Genomic DNA, 16,527 nt, shown 5'->3' with positions numbered 1-16,527 from the left:
CTCATCACAGCCCTAATTATGATTAGGGTTTAACGCTAAAACGGTCTGCGACCTCTACCGCCTTTTGCACCTTTCTCAGGTCCTTCTTCGCTTAATATAACTTCATCGCCTACCTTGAGACCACTCAATATCTCAGCATTGACACGGTTATTGATACCTACTTTTACCGTTTGTTCAACGACTTCGCCATCGGCTTTGAGTACGCGGACATTGGCCATGGTTGTACCCGAATCACTGTCAGGCTTAGTCGCAGTGGTAGACTCTGTTTTAGCGTTTCTAGATTTTTTAGAGTTGGCGGCAGGTTGTAAGGCAGCAGAGGGGATAAGTAAAGCGTCTTTTGCTTGATTAATAACGATATAAACTTGTGCTGTCATATCAATACGGAAGCGGCGCTCGGTATTCGGCACTTCGATATAACCGACATAGTAGATAGCAGCGTCGGTAGAACTGGTATCGCTAATTTTTTCAGGAGCCGGTTCAATGGCTTTAAGAGTCGCATCATATTTTTGGTCGGGATTACCGATGATATTGAAATAGACTGGCAGCCCTGCTTTGACGTTAATGACGTCGGCTTCAGAGATTTGCGCATTGATTCGTACGGTTGATAAATCGGCTAATGTCACAATGGTAGGGGCCGTTTGATTGGCGTTCACCGTCGTCCCTTGCTCAGTCGTTACCGATACGACTGTCCCTGACATTGGCGCACGAATCGTGGTGTAGCTCAAATCTTCTTGAGCGGTGCTGACGTTGGTTTGAGATTTACGTAATGCTGCCTGTTGGCTATTAATATTCGCCTCGGTGGTTGCAATCGCCGCTTTGGCAGTCTCAATGGCGGCGCGTGCATTAGCAACTGCTGCTTTAGCCGTTTCAACACGAGTACCTTGCGTATCGTATTCTTGTTGAGAGATAGCATCGATGGCGACCAATGATTGCAGGCGGGTAAAGTCTGATTGTGCTTGTTTTAATTCAGACTGGCGGCTATTAAGATCAGCTTGTGCGCCTTTTAAACCGGCTTGACGACTTAAAGATTCTGCTTGTGCACTTTGCAGCGCGGCTTCACTTTGCTCAAGGCTCGCTTGCTCATTACTTAGACTGTTCTTTTGGGTAACTTGGTCAATCTGCGCAATTAGATCGCCTTTTTGTACCTCATCGCCGACTTCAACAAACAGTCGAGTCACTTCACCAGATACCTGCGCGCCAACATCTACCGTATTTAACGCTTTGACTTTTCCAGAGGCCATGACGTTATTTTCAATATCGCCAATCTCAGCTGTCGCGGTTAGATAGTTAGGTGTAGCTTCTTTTGGTTTTAAGGTTTTATAGGCTAAAGCCGCTAAAGCGACGATAATTAAGGCAATAATGCCCCATTTAATAGCAGACTTTTTGCTCATTTTGCGCATGACAACAATCCAATCACAATTAAATCAAGTGTAGCTATAGTAGAGGTTCGATGGACAAAAAGGAATGGTAATTAGTTTGCGAAAGGTTAAGAAGAGATATTGAGGCGGATTTTAAAGAAGAGGTTTGGATTTGTGAATAGGATTAATGAGTAAAAGAAGCAGGTTAAACAATAATATCATTCAAAATATGATTTATGATTGATTGATTGATAAATAAGTAAGGAGCAACAACTTTGCTTATTTAGTAGGGAATAAACGCTTGCCTGATAGCTCTAACGCTGCTTGTAGTAACAACTCCCATGCTGGTTGACGCACGAGACCTTTGATTGCTTGGTCACAGCGATAAAGTAGTGCAGGCCAAGAGACCGTTTGCGCTTTTGACTGACGACGACAGGCTTGTTGGTATAAGCCTTGTTTGCTACGCCAAATACCAAGAGCTTGCGGGTCTTGCCCATCCATCAATTGCATAATCTGCCGCATGTCTTTACTAATTGACCATAAAACCAACGTTGTTGGTTCATCAGTGGCTTTGAGCTGAAAAATAATTTTTGCCACTTGTGCACTGTTACCTGCAAGCATCGCATCAGATAAATCAAAGACGCTAAATTGGGCATCACTGACCAATGCGGCTTGTAAATCTTTGATATCCAATGCGACGTTTGCTGTATTTGTCACAGCATTGCTGCTTTCTTGATTAGTGCTATTTGCCATTAGCTGCGGGGCAAACAAGTAGGATAACCGCCATAAGGTTTGATAGGCGCTTAGCAAATGATGTTCAGTATGTGACATGAGGAGCTGCCAAGCGTCTTGAGACAGCTTTAAGCCAAACTGCTGGGCTTGTATCTGTAATAGCTGCTGGCGCTGTTGTTCATTATATAAATTGCAGTCAATGACATGACCATATTGAGAAAATGGCGCAAACCATTTACTGCTTTGGGCACGTTTGTCTTGTTTGGGCGTTAACCATAATAGGCTATGACTATGGGCACCAGTTTGAGCATCCTGTGCAAAGCGTTCTAACTCTGTAATGACCGCTTTATCAGGCTTATGATTGCCCGTCACAATCAATGCGCTGGCATCATCAAATAAAGACTGGCTACCAAGCTCTGATAGTACCTCTTGCCAGCTCTTAACCGACACTAGCTCTATGCGCTTGATGGCATAGTTCTGCGCGCGCCAATGCGGTCGCAAGGCGTCAATCAGCCATTGACTCAGTAACGGCTCATCGCCATGCGCAAACCACAAGCCCGCTACTGCAACTGAGGGTTGTAGTAGTTTTGGATAGGCTTTTATAAAGGTATCTTGCATAGATATATGAGAACACAGAGTTATGGATGTGGGTTTAAAAAGTGTAATTTTAAAAAGACTAATCGGCTAAAAACTAAGGTTTTGGTACGATAATGGCATTAGATACTGAGCCTTTGCCGATTTGAGCAGATGTATTGGCGCTAGCAGGTGTCACCTTAGGCAGCGCAATAGCGACATATTGATCGGTAATTCGACGCGCTAAGCTGTCATAGAGCCAGTCACGAATTTGATCACCTTGCTGATCGTCGGTACTCACCGACGCTTCGTTATATTGATAGCTGCGCTCAACCTGGATAGGATTAGTAAGCGTTATAGGCTTGCCATTTTCAATACTTTGATAGCTGACATCAGCTGACAATACCAAGCGGATTTCTGTTAATACGCCGACCAATTCATAACGTTTAAAACGTATATTGTTAACGGTAATAGCAGCGATGGTTTCAGTGCCTGCTCGTTGGTTATTATTGGCAACGTCAGCCAAGGTCATGTTAGTAATCACATCGACACCTAGTGCTTCTAGGCGCCTTGTGAGCGGTAATTTAAGCGGGAATGAGGTGCGATTGTCTTCGACAATCACTGCTGTTTTGGCAACATCAAACAGCATTGACTCGCCATAACCACGTAGCTGAAAGCCGCAACCACTGAGTCCCGCAGTCGCACCAAGTACCGCAAACATTGGCAAAGCCGCGAGTAGTGCCGTCGCTAGTTTTTGTCTACTCGACTTATTGGGCATGCGGTTTTGTCCCTTTAATTGTGTCTGATGTGACTGCATAGCTGGGTGTTTATACGACATAGTCGCTATCCTTATTTTAATAATAAGACCTAAAGCATGACGTTCCAATAGGTCTAGCCTGCAACCACAATATTAACCAGTTTATTGGGTACAACGATTTCTTTTTTAATCTCACCGGTAAGAAACTTTGCCACCCCTTCAAGCGCGCGTGCCTGTGCTTTTATCTGTTCAGGGTCGCTATTTGGTGCTACATCCATCTTACCGCGCATTTTACCATTGACCTGAACCACCATCGTGATCATATCTTGTACTAAGGCACTCTCATCAACTTCTGGGTAGTTCAGCGTCACGGTATCAAGACCTAATTGCTCAAGTAAGTGCTCACCAATGTGAGGAGCATACACTGATAGCATAATCAATAAATCAATCAGTGCTTCATGCTGTACTTGCAGATCTTGCTCGCTACTGGCTTTAAAGTTACTCAGCTCGTTAGCAAGCTCCATTAGACTGGATACGGGCGTATTCAGTGCCAAACGCTTACCTAAATCACTGTCAATTTTGCCAATGGTTTCATGAGTTTTGCGACGTAATGCTTTTGCTTCTTTGCTTAAGTTATCCGTATTTAAGGCATCGTTATTGAGCGACTCAAGGCTTAAGTTAGTAGTAGTTAACGCTTGGATATGCTCAGAAGCAATACGCCAAACTTTTTTAACAAAGTTATAAGGACCTTTTAACGCATCATCTGACCATTCAAGCGTTTGATCGGCAGGGGCAGTAAATAGGGTGTAAAGGCGCACGGTATCCGCGCCATATTTATCAATGGTTATCTGTGGATCAACGCCATTATTTTTTGACTTAGACATTTTTTCGATTTTACCAATCGTTACTGGCTGACCGTCTGACTTTAAAATGGCTTTAATCGGCTGACCACGCTCGTCATAATCAATGTCGACATCTTCGGTGAAGTAATAAGTGGTACTGCCATCGCTATTGACGCGGTAGAACGTACCGGCAAGTACCATACCTTGGGTCATCAAATTGGCAAATGGCTCATCACCTGAGACCAAGTTTTCATCACGCATCAGCTTATGGAAGAAGCGCGCATAAAGTAGATGCATGACCGCATGCTCAACACCGCCGATATATTGATCGACAGGCAGCCATTTATTTGCAGCAGATTTATTGACCATGTTAGTCGTATCATGCGGACTGGCAAAGCGCGCATAGTACCAGCTTGACTCTACAAAGGTATCAAAGGTATCGGTTTCGCGCTCAGCAGGATTGCCACATTTAGGGCAGCTGGTATTGACAAACTCTGGGATGTTTTTCAGCGGATTACCGCGTCCATCAGGGACAACGTCAGTTGGTAGAATAACTGGTAAATCTTGCTCATCAACAGGTACAGTACCGCAATGCTCACAGTTGACCATTGGGATCGGGCAGCCCCAATAGCGCTGGCGTGAGACGCCCCAATCACGTAGACGATATTGGATTTTTTTCTTAGCAAGCTGTTGTGGCTCAAGCTTAATTAGCATCGCTGCAAATGCTTGCTCGAAATCTAGCCCGTCAAATTCACCTGAGTTAACCACGATATTGCGCTCGGTATAAGCACGATTGTTGTCATCTTCCACATCATCGAAATAGCCAACTGGAATATCAATCACTTGCTTAATCGGAAGCTCGTATTTAGTGGCAAACTCATAGTCACGCTCATCGTGCGCTGGTACTGCCATTACTGCGCCAGAGCCGTAGCTCATCAATACATAGTTGGCAACCCAAACTGGCACTTCTTCGCCAGTCAATGGATGAGTAACGGTAAGACCGGTATCCATACCAATTTTTTCAGCTTTAGCCAAATCTGCTTCAGCGACCGAGCCTTTTTTGCACAGCGCGCAGAATTGAGCGATCGCTTCATCATGCTCAGAAGCATATTGCGCTAGCGGATGCTCTGCCGCTACTGCTACATAAGTGACACCCATCAAGGTATCAGGACGAGTTGTAAACACATCTAAAGTATTGCTTTCGCCCGCAAGCTCATAAGGGAAATGCACTTCCATACCCGCACTACGACCAATCCAATTACGCTGCATGGTAATCACTTCAGATGGCCAATGACCTTCTAGTTGATCCAAATCATCCAATAGCTCATCGGCATAATCGGTGATGTTAAAGTAATACATTGGAATATCACGCTTTTCGACGGCAGCACCACTACGCCAGCCTTTACCATCGATAACTTGCTCATTGGCTAAAACGGTATTATCGACTGGATCCCAGTTGACGGTCGCAAGCTTTTTATAAACCAAGCCTTTTTTATATAACTGTAAGAATAACCATTGTTCCCACTGATAATACTCAGGGCTACAAGTGGCAAATTCACGTGACCAGTCAATAGACAAGCCAAGCAACTTTAGTTGGGCGCGCATGCTGTCAATATTTTCAAACGTCCATTTTGCCGGTGGTGTTTGATTAGCAATTGCCGCATTTTCTGCTGGCAAGCCAAAACCATCCCAGCCCATTGGCTGCATGACTTCAAAGCCTTTGAGGCGATAATAACGACTCAGTACATCAGAGATGGTATAGTTACGTACGTGACCCATGTGCAGCTTACCGCTCGGGTAAGGGAACATTGACAGCATATAGCGACTTGGCTTATCGCTTGGCTCATTGCTGACTTCAAAACGCTTGTCTGTTGCCCATTTGGCTTGCTGCTGCGCTTCGATAAGTTGTGGCTGATATTGGGCATTATCGATAGAAGTATTATTAGTATGGTTAGTATTAGCAGTTTCTGCTGTCACGGCGTTGCTCATAGTTGGCTCGGAATCGGTTATTACAGATAAATGGGGTGAAATTTTATAATGCCATAGCATAGCGTAATTTGGCGAAAATTGCGACGATATGATGCCGCCTTTACTCGATAGCTTTGCTGCTTTAAAAGTAATTCAAACCATCATTTAATTTTGCTTCTCGCCAGTCTTAAGGGTTATTTAGGTATAATAAAGAATAATGATAATTGACTTGGAGTTCATATGACCATTACCATTTACGGTATCAAATCATGTAGCACGATGAAAAAAGCCTTTACTAAGCTTGACGAGCTGGGCGTCAGCTATGATTTTCATGATTATAAAAAGCAAGGCATTGATAAAGAAAGCGTTCAGCGCTGGGTTGATAGTTTAGGTATTGATAAAGTGCTGAACAAACGCGGGACAACGTGGCGTAAGCTAGAAGGTGATCAAAAGCAAGCAGCTGATGCCAGTGTGGATAAAGCGATTGATTTGTTGGTAGAAAACACTAGCATGATTAAGCGTCCAATAGTTGAAGGTAAGTCAGTGCTGTTCTGCGGTTATGATGAAGCTGAGTTTGAGGCAGTTTTTAATAAATAAAAGGCTTTCACTAACAGACTGTCATTTTTATCAAAAAGCGCCGTAAAACCACGTCACTTCTAGGGCGTGGATATCAGGCGTCAACCGTTGTCATCTAAGATTGAACACAGCTTGTTAACCAAGCTCATTGAGATCATAATCATCTTATGAAGACGCTCAAATTACGCATCAAAGACAAACACGCCAATCAGCTAAATATCTTAGCGGGATCGGTTAACTTTGTCTGGAATTACGTCAATGAGCTTAGTTTTAAGCACTTGCAGCGTACCGGTAAATTCTTTTCAGCTTATGATATCGCAACTTATGTAAAAGGTAGTGGTGAGCTGCTAAACCTGCACAGCCAAACATTGCAAGCTATAACTGAAACCCATGCTAAGAGCCGCAAACAATTCAAAAAAGCCAAACTCAACTGGCGTACCAATAATCCTAAAGCCAAACGCAGAAACTTAGGCTGGATACCTTTTAAAAAGACCGCTATCAAACACCTAGCAACCCGTCAATCAGGCAAGAAAAGCCTTAAATCTACCATTCAGCTAAGCCTCGCTAAGGGTAAAAAGCTCACTATTGATGTATGGGACAGCTATAACTTAGCGCTCTATAGCATCAATACCTGCGAGCTGGTGCAAGATTCTCGCGGCAAGTGGTATGCCTGTGTCACCGTTAAAGAATACCCAAAAACAGCTTGCGGTGACGGTCAAGTTGGGATTGATTTGGGCTGCAAGGATTCAGCGGTGAGTAGCAATGGTGATGTTCTGACCACTAAACTGACCCATAAATATGCTGAAAAACTGGCCATCGCTCAGCGGGCGAAGAATAAAAAACGGGTCAAGACTATTCACGCCAAGATCAAAAATACCCGCCAAGACCTCATTCATAAATTCACTAATAAATTAGTCAAATCCAACAACTTAATTGTCGTTGGCAAGATAAAATCAAAATCATTCACTTCAAGCAAACTTGCCAAATCCGTCTATGACGCTGGTTGGTTTGAGATTAAGCGGCAACTGGATTACAAATGCGCGAACGCAGGTTGCCACTATATTGAAGTGAATGAAGCGTACACAACCCAAACCTGCTCGTGTTGCGGCTCACGCCAAGACAGTCCGAAAGGTAGATCAGGGCTTGGTGTCAGAGCATGGTTTTGCAGTTCTTGTCAAACTGCCCATCAACGGGACGTTAATGGAGCAAAAAACATTCTCGCGGTCGGGCTTGGCCGTCTTTAGTAGGAATCCCCTTCACTTTTAGGGAGGGGAGGAAGTCAATTCTTATAACTTATGCTACTGTTATTAGGATTCATTTTGCTAATTCATAATGTTCAAGGATGAGGATAAGACTATGAAAAAGTTATTGTTAATGGCAACACTTGCTGTAGCACCTTTGATGGTTACAAGCGTACAAGCGGCTGATACGTCAACAAAAATAACCTTTGCTAAAGACAGCTACTGCGGTAGTTTTACCGGCAATATTCAGAATGGTAAAGTATTTCGTTTATGGCTCATGCCAGATCAAAATTTAGTTATTCGTAACGTTGGTGACGATCAAATCAATGTCGCTTATGTCTCAGGACCTAGTGGGCGCTTAAGCGGTGATCGTTATGAGAATGAAACGTCTTATATTACCCAGCGCAAAGGTAATCATCATATGAAGGTTTATGGAAATAGTAGCCATAGCTCTGTTGAGTTCTGCGCTTATTAAATAGTTTTAGGTTTAGCGCTTGTAGAAAATTAAAAAAGCCCAAGCTTGGATGTTAAATGCCAAGTTTGGGCTTTTTTATGCTAATGATGACTATAGTAGATTCACTTTAAAATCGATGCAGTGCAACTGGAATGAATTTTCCGTAGCCTCTGTGATAGCAGCAAGCAAGGAAAATTTATAACAGTTGCACATAGCTACTAATGTATCAGTTTTATCTTGAACTGATTATATAGCCTACTAGCTCATTGACGAATCTAAATCGCGACTGATTAATGTACCAACACCTTCGTTGGTGAAAATCTCTAACAGCGTCGCATGAGGAACGCGACCATCAACGATAACCGCGCTTTTAACACCACTACGAACCGCATCAAGCGCACACTGGATTTTAGGAATCATGCCGCCTGAAATCGTTCCATCTGCAATTAGGCCATCCACACTCTTAGGCGTCAAACCAGTCACTACTTGACTATCACGGCCTAAGACCCCTTTGATATTGGTCAATAGCATCAATTTTTCAGCTTGTAAAAATTCCGCTACTTTACCAGCGACCAAATCCGCATTGATATTATAAGTATTGCCTTCGCTATCGACGCCAAGTGGGGCGATAACAGGAATAAAGTTGGAGGCAATGAGCATATTAATGACGTCTTTATTGACGCTGACCACATCACCGACAAAGCCTAAATCTACCGGTACCGCAATACCATCTTCACCAATTTTTTCCATCATCAACTTTTTAGCTAAGATTAAATTGGCATCTTTACCAGTCAAACCAATGGCGCTGCCACCATGCTTATTGATTAAGCTGACAATCGATTTATTGACGCTACCGCCCAACACCATTTCAACGATATCCATCGTGCTTTTATCAGTAACGCGCATGCCGTCGATACGATCTGACTGACGTCCAAGCTCTTTTAATAAATTATCCACTTGTGGACCACCGCCGTGTACGACGACAGGATGCATGCCAACCGTTTTTAGCAAGACGATATCGCGAGCAAAAGAGCTTTCAAGCGCAGGATCGGTCATCGCATTGCCGCCGTATTTGACCACGATGATTTTATCGACAAAGCGTTGAATGTAGGGCAGGGCTGTGGTCAAGACTTCAGCGGTAATTTTGGCTTCATCTAAATTAAGCGTCATTATAAACTCCTAAAATACAGTGTTAAGCAGTCGGTTGTTTCAATAAAAAATGTATGGATAAAAAGGCTATATTCGATACCAAATAAAATAGATACGTTGTTTTATAACGCGAGACTGGGATAAGTTTTTCTTGCTTACTGTGCCTACGCCGACAGAGGCTGCAAAAAATCATCCCAGTCTCGCTGTATCTTTTTTACATTAAACTGACTATACGCTTGTGATAAAAAGTAGTTTTGGCAACTAGCTATTCAGGAAGAATAGCAATAATTTGCGCTGCTAAATCTTCATCAAATGGATGACATAAAGCGGCGAATTTTGCCTGAATATCTTTTAGATCCTCTATGCTGTCGCCAGCAAAGCGAGCAGTTAAATTGTGACTGGTATTTGATTGACGTAGCACCCCAAAACCGTGTGAAAAATCTAAACGTACGCCATCGATACAACTCAGTTTGGTCCCGACAGGCAATAAATATTGTGCTTGTTGCAATGTTATATAGGGTCTTTTAGCAGAGCATGTACACTCTGAGACAGCACAGTCGATGATTGGTTGGTGCTCAGTATGAGTAGAATTAAGCGATGTTGCTTTTATAAGTTGTTGTAAGTACAGACATAGCCGGATAAGCCGCTCTACGATCGAGCAGTCTGTCAAAGCTGTCTCTGGAAGCGGTAAATAATGGTCAGCAGTACTCACTATTACCGGTAAGCCATGAATGATAGTAGCTAAGTTTGGAGAAATTTTACCGTTATTGGCTGTATGTCCCAGCCAATGTAATAGCCGTAATGCTGCGTACATGGCGTCATCATAAAGGATGAAATAGCCATCATTAAAAATAAAATGACCTGATAACTCACCAGCGAATATAATTTGATTATTAGATTGTTGTAAACGTCTACGTATCAGGCTGCTACCCGTTTTGCTCATCACGGCTGTTGCGCCAAGTTCAGTAATGAGCTTGGGCAAATGATGGCAGCATTTAATATCAAAGAGAATTTGAGACGGTAATTGCGAGTCAGTTAAAAAATTAGGACGTTCAGTCAGCGCTACTTGTGCTAATAAGTAGAGTAAATGGTCAGGCGTGACAACCTTGCCGTTATTATCGACAATCATCAGCCTATCGCCATCGCCGTCAAAAGCGATCCCTATATCTGCTTGATGCGTAACAACGCTTTGTTGCAGCTGTTTGAGCCGATGTGGTTCAGTAGGATCAGGATTGCCCGTTGGGAAATGTCCGTTTGGTATATCGTTGAGCATGATGACATCTTGGCAAAAACGCTCAAATAAGTGCTGGGCGATATTGCTGGTTGCACCATGCATACAGTCTATAACAACCACCAAATAAAGTTTGGAAAAGGTCTGTCGGCTATCTGTAGTATGAGTAATAGACGCTTGGTTATTATATGGATAAAGCTGCTTAAACACTTGCACAATGGCATCAGTATAAACCCTACCTACTTGTTCAATAGGTAAGTTAATCTGCTTATTATTAATGGGTGCGTCAATGGCGTTTGACGACTTGCTTAGCGTATTACGGATAGCTAGCTCTTGATACAATGTTTGAATATCTTCGCTACTAGGAGATTGATGGTTTACTAACCACTTAATACCTAAAATGTCTTTGGCAGAGTGACTGGCTGTCACGACGATGCCATGCCCGTGATGTTGCTCTGCCCAAAAAACCATCATAGGGGTGGTAATTAAACCCAGCTGGATAACTTGTATGCCGCACTGAGTCAATATAGTGGCAAGCTTTTGAGCAATAGTGTCACTACCGCAGCGCACATCATAACCAATCACGACGATGATTTGTTCACTATCCGTGTTTTGAATCACGTTTGGCATGAGAGCTCTGTTTTTTAAATCGCACTGTATTGGATGGCGGGGTGAGGCATGATAAAGGTGAGCAAAAGCGTGGGCCATTGCTTCGATAAAGTCAGTGGTGAAATGCTGGTGCGAACCACGAATATCATAAGCACGAAATAAGGATTGCTGCGTAGCAAAAGACGGCATCGCTTACTCTCCTTATTATCGTGATTGAAATTATTGTAGTTGATGAAAAACGCATAGCTGGCTATGAGTGTTTAGACAATTCATAGTGATTTAACGGTTGCTACTATTGACGACCTGAGTGCCCAAAACCACCGGCACCGCGTGCGCTAGTATCACTAAATTCTGTCACCACTTCAAACTCAGGGCGGGCAACTGGTACAACGACATATTGTGCCATACGCTCAGCTGGATTAAGGACAAAGTCTTCATTGCTGCGATTCCAAATACTAACCATCAGCTCACCTTGATAATCAGCATCAATCAGTCCAACCAAGTTACCCAAAACGATACCGTGCTTATGACCGAGACCTGAGCGCGGCAAAATCATTCCGGCATAATTAGGGTCTTGGATATAAACGGCAAGACCAGTACCAATTAAATGCGTGGCTCCGGCTTTAATCGTCAAAGGCTCATCAATACAAGCACGTAGATCAATACCAGCACTGCCATCGGTGGCACGTGTTGGTAGCGAGAACGCTTTATCTTCGGTGATTTTAGGGTTTAATACTTTAACTTGGACAGCTTGCATAACGCACTCACTTAACGATTTAATGGTTTTATAAATTTAATGTTTTAATCTAAGAGATAAAATTGATAATTTTATTTTGAAGCTATGTATTCGATTATAGTATCAGCAAACTTGCTAAGCCCAAAAACGACATAAAGCCGACAATATCTGTCACGGTAGTCAGGATCACTGAGGCAGATAACGCAGGATCGATATTCATGCGCTTTAGCATCAGCGGAATACTAATCCCCGAGACGTTGGCGGCGGTCATATTAATCGCAATAGCCAGACCGATGACCGCACTAATTTTAATGTCATGAAACCACAATTGAGCAATAAACGCCATGATTATCGCCCATATAATACCGTTTATCGCCCCAACCCACAGCTCTTTATTTAATAACCATAGACGGTTAGAGCCACCGATTTGACCCATCGCCATACCGCGAATGACCACTGTCAGTGTTTGCGAGCCTGCAATACCGCCCATACTGGCGACCACTGGCATCAGTATCGCTAGTGCTACTACTTTTGCCAATACCGCCTCAAACTGTCCAATCACCGCAGCGGCCAATAGAGCCGTACATAAATTAATACCGAGCCAAATACTACGGCTTTTGGCACTGGTTAAAATAGGCGCAAACAGCTCTTCGTCTTGGCTGACACCAGCAAGATTTTTCATAGTGCTATCGACATCATCTTGGATAATTTCCATGATATCCTCACCATTTAACTGACCGACTAGCTCACCATGGCTATTAATAACGGGTGCAAAACGGATGTCTTCTGAGCGGAAAATCGCGGCAGCATCTTGAATATCTAGACGATCATTGATGGTGATGGCAGTATGAATCAAATCTGCAACTAGCGTGTTTTGGTTATGCTTAATCAAATCAGCCAGACTTAATAAGCCAAGCAGTTGCTGGCTTTTATCAACGACCAGTAGTTCCTGGCTTTCATCATCGAGCAGCTCAATATCTTCTCGTAGCCAGTTTTGCACCTCAGCCAACGTCATATCTTCTCGAACCTGAATAAGCTCAGGATTCATATAGCTGCCGACTTCCCAGTCTTTATAGGTATCAAGTTTGTTGACCTGAACTCGGATATCCTCATCCAAGGTCGCCATGACCGAGGTACGCACGCTCTCAGTTACCGTATCTAAAATCTCTGAGATGTCTTGGGCATCAAGATCTTGGGTGAAAAGCGATATTTCTTTTGAGGAGATGTTCTCTAGCAATGGCTGGCGTGTATCAAACTCGAGCTCAGCGAGGACCTCGCCTTTGATGTTTTCAGGGACTTGGGCCCAAATCAATAGGCGGTTTTGAGTAGGAAATGATTCTAGTAAGTTGGCAATCTCATATTCTGACTGTTTTTCTAAAAACTCAGTAATGGCCACATACGCTTTATCAGCAACCAGCTCTTGCAAATACAGCAGCTTATATTCGGCGCTATATTCAGCCGGATTATAGTCTCCCTGTCGTGTCGATGGTCGTTCTTGATTCGGCGTCGGGGTGGGCATAAAAGTTCCAAGTTTTGATGTTCTAAATAATGGTAATGACTACAGACTGGATGGTAGTCCAACCTACGCTTCTCTCAAGCATTTATCCTAAAGCTAGCGATTGCCTAATAACGCTCGAATATTGGCCAAATATTCATCGGCAACGGCTTCAGGATCTTTGGTGGCTTTTTTCTTCTTGGCTTTGGCTGGCCAGTCGATATGCTCTTCTGGTAGTTCATCTAAAAATCTTGATTCAGAAGTGACACGCATCTGACCGCCAGCACGGCGCTGAGTGGCTAGCGTCAAGGTCAGCTCACGACGGGCGCGAGTAATGCCTACATACATTAAGCGCCGTTCTTCTTCAACCGTCTCGCTTAGGATAGAGTTGCGATGTGGCAGCATTTCTTCCTCAAGCCCCATGATATAAACAAAATCAAACTCCAAACCTTTTGCGGCATGTAAGGTCATCAAATTGACTTTATTGGTATTCTCTTCTTCTTGCTGCTGCTCAAGCATATCCAGCAACACCAGCTTACGAATAATAGTATCAATCGTCCGATCTTCGTCTTCTTCGGCGCGATTAATCAGTGATTGAATACTGGTATAGAGCATATCGATATTATCAATCCGGTTTTTTTCTTGCTGCGGTGTCTTAGAGTCACTGCGCACAAAGTCGATATATCCAGTTTCATCAATCATCTGACGTACGATTGGCACAGGGTCAGGGTGTTGGTCAAGCTCGCGGGTGTAATGCTCAATAAAGTCGCCAAACTCTTTTAAAGTGCCATAAGCTTTCGATGGCAAGACATGACTAAGACCGGCATGAGTACACGATGCCAATAGCGAGATGCTATGCTCTTGCGAAAATAAGCCCAGTTTTTCAAGCGTAGCTGGTCCCATACCACGTTTAGGCGTATTAATAATACGCAAAAAAGCACTGTCATCTTCAGGATTCAATATCATCCGTAGATAGCCCATGATATCTTTAATTTCACTACGGGCAAAAAAGGACTGACCACCGGATAATTTATAAGGAACTTGTAACTGACGCAGCTGCGCTTCTAGCATACGCGCCTGAAAGTTACTGCGATAGAGGACAGCATACTGATCCCATTCATTACCAAAGCGCAGTTTGTGGGTGACGATTTCTTTGGCGACGCGCTCGGACTCATCATCGTCATTGCGACAATTGATAATGCGGATTTTTTCGCCTTGACCTTTATCTGACCACAGCTTTTTTTCAAATAAATGCTCGTTATTGGTAATAACGGCGTTGGCAGAAGTCAAAATGCGACTGGTCGAGCGATAGTTTTGCTCGAGCATCACAATTTTTAATTTTGGAAAGTCTTCTTTGAGCAGCGCCATGTTTTCAGGCTTTGCGCCGCGCCATGCATAGATAGACTGGTCATCATCACCAACCACGGTAAAGCGCCCTTGTGGCCCAACCAAATATTTAATCATCTCATACTGAGCAGTATTGGTATCTTGATATTCATCGACCAGTAAATAACGAATACGGTTTTGCCATTTATCACGCAGTTCTCTATTTTCACGCAATATTTTAGTCGGCAATACAATCAAGTCATCAAAATCGACCGCATTATAAGCACGCAGGTTACGCTCATATAGCGCATAAAGCGTCGCAAAAATCATATCTTCTGGATCGTCTAAGGTTTCCATCGCCTTATCAGGCTCAATCAGATCATTTTTCCAATCAGAAATCATTTTTATTGCTTTACCGACCAGCTCACGACTTTCAGCGCCACTTAAGTTATCGCGCATCATCAGCTCCATCAGCAGACGTTTACTATCGTCGCTGTCCATGATGGAGAAGTTGCCCTTGAGCGGTGTATGAATCAGCTCATAACGTAAAAACTGAAGCCCAAATTGGTGAAAGGTCGACACCGTCAGCCCGCGCGTCTTTTCGCTCGGCAGTAATTTACTGACTCGAGCTTTCATTTCACGCGCCGCTTTATTGGTAAAAGTCACCGCCGTGATACGCTCAGCTGGCATGTTACATTCTTCAATAAGATAAGCAATTTTGCGCGTAATCACTGACGTCTTACCGGAACCGGCACCTGCTAGCACAAGCAATGGACCTGATACGTAGAGCATCGCTTCTTGTTGTTTGGGATTAAGTTGACTCATAAGGTGACCTGTAAGACAAAAGCAAAAAAAGAAAGCAAAAATAGGCTAGCGCCGATATAAAAAGCTGCTAAGTTAAATAAATACCGTATTAAGCAAATTGATAGCGCAACATGGCGTCATATAGAAATTGAAACATGGCGTCGATAGGATTATTCAAATAATCAGCTAATTGAGCTCATGGTAATTAATATTTTGTGACAATTAATCATGAAAGCCGTCGTTAAAACAGCTGTCGATACCGCCACTGATATAACCATGGAATTCGGTGGGTCATTATAAAGCAAAACCCCTATCTTTGGGTGAGGAGTTAGTGGATGAGTGCTCAGTAAAAAAGCGTTTAGATTGCGAGACTTACACTATATATACCAGGGCCTTTTTAGAAATATAGATATGGGCTTAATATAAGGTAACGTCTGTATCATAGTTTATGGTACAAAAAACATATTTTTTTTGCAGATAAAGTGACCGTTCAATACAGTTAAAAACTAGCTTTTAATTGCCGATATGCGTATAGTACGTAAATAATTTATGCCAGTTGTCACGTCATTGTTGACCACGTGTAATGAGCTATTAAATCAATTAAGTAAACTATCAAATATGATATTGATTTAATAAGTTGATCTTACGTTGTTACAAGATACGTTGGGCGACCAGC

General features: G+C 43.1%; 11 protein-coding genes and 1 pseudogene. 3 read left to right on the top strand and 9 right to left on the bottom strand.

Features of this window, described 5'->3' with window-relative positions:
- Window positions 1-35 precede the first annotated feature (35 nt).
- The 4 genes from EPB74_RS08100 to leuS form a co-directional block, all read right to left on the bottom strand.
- On the bottom strand, window positions 36-1,400 hold the full coding sequence (locus EPB74_RS08100; RefSeq protein WP_274903754.1) for an efflux RND transporter periplasmic adaptor subunit: 1,365 nt from the start codon (window positions 1,398-1,400) through the stop codon (window positions 36-38).
- Window positions 1,401-1,637: 237 nt separating this feature from the next.
- Window positions 1,638-2,708 carry a DNA polymerase III subunit delta gene (gene holA, locus EPB74_RS08095; protein WP_274903753.1) on the bottom strand — a complete coding sequence of 357 codons (1,071 nt, stop codon included), beginning with the start codon at window positions 2,706-2,708 and terminating at the stop codon, window positions 1,638-1,640.
- Window positions 2,709-2,781: 73 nt separating this feature from the next.
- A complete protein-coding gene (locus EPB74_RS08090) occupies window positions 2,782-3,501 on the bottom strand; it encodes an LPS-assembly lipoprotein LptE (RefSeq protein WP_274903752.1) in 720 nt (239 codons plus the stop codon).
- Window positions 3,502-3,554: 53 nt separating this feature from the next.
- On the bottom strand, window positions 3,555-6,251 hold the full coding sequence (gene leuS, locus EPB74_RS08085; RefSeq protein WP_274903751.1) for a leucine--tRNA ligase: 2,697 nt from the start codon (window positions 6,249-6,251) through the stop codon (window positions 3,555-3,557).
- Between the two features lie 219 nt (window positions 6,252-6,470).
- Between leuS and EPB74_RS08080 the strand changes: the two genes are divergently transcribed.
- The 3 genes and pseudogenes from EPB74_RS08080 (at window position 6,471) to EPB74_RS08070 (ending at window position 8,522) form a co-directional block, all read left to right on the top strand.
- On the top strand, window positions 6,471-6,827 hold the full coding sequence (locus EPB74_RS08080) for a Spx/MgsR family RNA polymerase-binding regulatory protein (protein ID WP_274903750.1): 357 nt from the start codon (window positions 6,471-6,473) through the stop codon (window positions 6,825-6,827).
- A gap of 146 nt (window positions 6,828-6,973) precedes the next feature.
- Window positions 6,974-8,139: pseudogene (locus EPB74_RS08075) on the top strand (RNA-guided endonuclease InsQ/TnpB family protein).
- Window positions 8,140-8,162: 23 nt separating this feature from the next.
- The gene (locus EPB74_RS08070; protein WP_079691060.1) at window positions 8,163-8,522 is read left to right on the top strand and encodes a hypothetical protein; all 360 of its coding nucleotides are present in this window, start codon (window positions 8,163-8,165) and stop codon (window positions 8,520-8,522) included.
- A 237-nt stretch (window positions 8,523-8,759) separates the two neighbouring features.
- On the opposite strand, the gene argB is transcribed toward EPB74_RS08070, so the two are convergent.
- From argB to EPB74_RS08045, 5 genes are all read right to left on the bottom strand, one after another.
- On the bottom strand, window positions 8,760-9,671 hold the full coding sequence (argB, locus tag EPB74_RS08065; protein WP_274903748.1) for an acetylglutamate kinase: 912 nt from the start codon (window positions 9,669-9,671) through the stop codon (window positions 8,760-8,762).
- 244 nt (window positions 9,672-9,915) lie between these two features.
- Window positions 9,916-11,679 carry a phosphomannomutase gene (locus EPB74_RS08060; RefSeq protein WP_274903747.1) on the bottom strand — a complete coding sequence of 588 codons (1,764 nt, stop codon included), beginning with the start codon at window positions 11,677-11,679 and terminating at the stop codon, window positions 9,916-9,918.
- Window positions 11,680-11,782: 103 nt separating this feature from the next.
- A complete protein-coding gene (gene dut, locus EPB74_RS08055; RefSeq protein ID WP_192523262.1) occupies window positions 11,783-12,247 on the bottom strand; it encodes a dUTP diphosphatase in 465 nt (154 codons plus the stop codon).
- A 94-nt stretch (window positions 12,248-12,341) separates the two neighbouring features.
- Window positions 12,342-13,745: a magnesium transporter gene (mgtE, locus tag EPB74_RS08050; RefSeq protein ID WP_274903746.1), complete on the bottom strand. Its 1,404-nt coding sequence runs from the start codon at window positions 13,743-13,745 to the stop codon at window positions 12,342-12,344.
- Between the two features lie 93 nt (window positions 13,746-13,838).
- Window positions 13,839-15,872 (bottom strand): UvrD-helicase domain-containing protein, encoded by a 2,034-nt coding sequence (locus tag EPB74_RS08045; protein WP_274903745.1) that lies wholly within the window; start codon window positions 15,870-15,872, stop codon window positions 13,839-13,841.
- Between the last annotated feature and the right edge of the window lie 655 nt (window positions 15,873-16,527).

Origin of the sequence: Psychrobacter sp. DAB_AL62B (genome assembly GCF_028895345.1) — a bacterium.
GTDB lineage: Bacteria > Pseudomonadota > Gammaproteobacteria > Pseudomonadales > Moraxellaceae > Psychrobacter.
This window is presented reverse-complemented; position numbering and strand designations above follow the sequence as displayed.

What these genes read in the sequence shown, in the direction of transcription:
- holA (WP_274903753.1), bottom strand. Translation starts at nt 2,708, where the DNA reads ATGCAAGATACCTTTATAAAAGCCTATCCAAAACTACTACAACCCTCA.
- leuS (WP_274903751.1), bottom strand. Translation starts at nt 6,251, where the DNA reads ATGAGCAACGCCGTGACAGCAGAAACTGCTAATACTAACCATACTAAT.
- EPB74_RS08080 (WP_274903750.1), top strand. Translation starts at nt 6,471, where the DNA reads ATGACCATTACCATTTACGGTATCAAATCATGTAGCACGATGAAAAAA.
- mgtE (WP_274903746.1), bottom strand. Translation starts at nt 13,745, where the DNA reads ATGCCCACCCCGACGCCGAATCAAGAACGACCATCGACACGACAGGGA.
- EPB74_RS08090 (WP_274903752.1), bottom strand. Translation starts at nt 3,501, where the DNA reads ATGTCGTATAAACACCCAGCTATGCAGTCACATCAGACACAATTAAAG.
- dut (WP_192523262.1), bottom strand. Translation starts at nt 12,247, where the DNA reads ATGCAAGCTGTCCAAGTTAAAGTATTAAACCCTAAAATCACCGAAGAT.
- EPB74_RS08045 (WP_274903745.1), bottom strand. Translation starts at nt 15,872, where the DNA reads ATGAGTCAACTTAATCCCAAACAACAAGAAGCGATGCTCTACGTATCA.
- EPB74_RS08070 (WP_079691060.1), top strand. Translation starts at nt 8,163, where the DNA reads ATGAAAAAGTTATTGTTAATGGCAACACTTGCTGTAGCACCTTTGATG.
- EPB74_RS08100 (WP_274903754.1), bottom strand. Translation starts at nt 1,400, where the DNA reads ATGCGCAAAATGAGCAAAAAGTCTGCTATTAAATGGGGCATTATTGCC.
- argB (WP_274903748.1), bottom strand. Translation starts at nt 9,671, where the DNA reads ATGACGCTTAATTTAGATGAAGCCAAAATTACCGCTGAAGTCTTGACC.
- EPB74_RS08060 (WP_274903747.1), bottom strand. Translation starts at nt 11,679, where the DNA reads ATGCCGTCTTTTGCTACGCAGCAATCCTTATTTCGTGCTTATGATATT.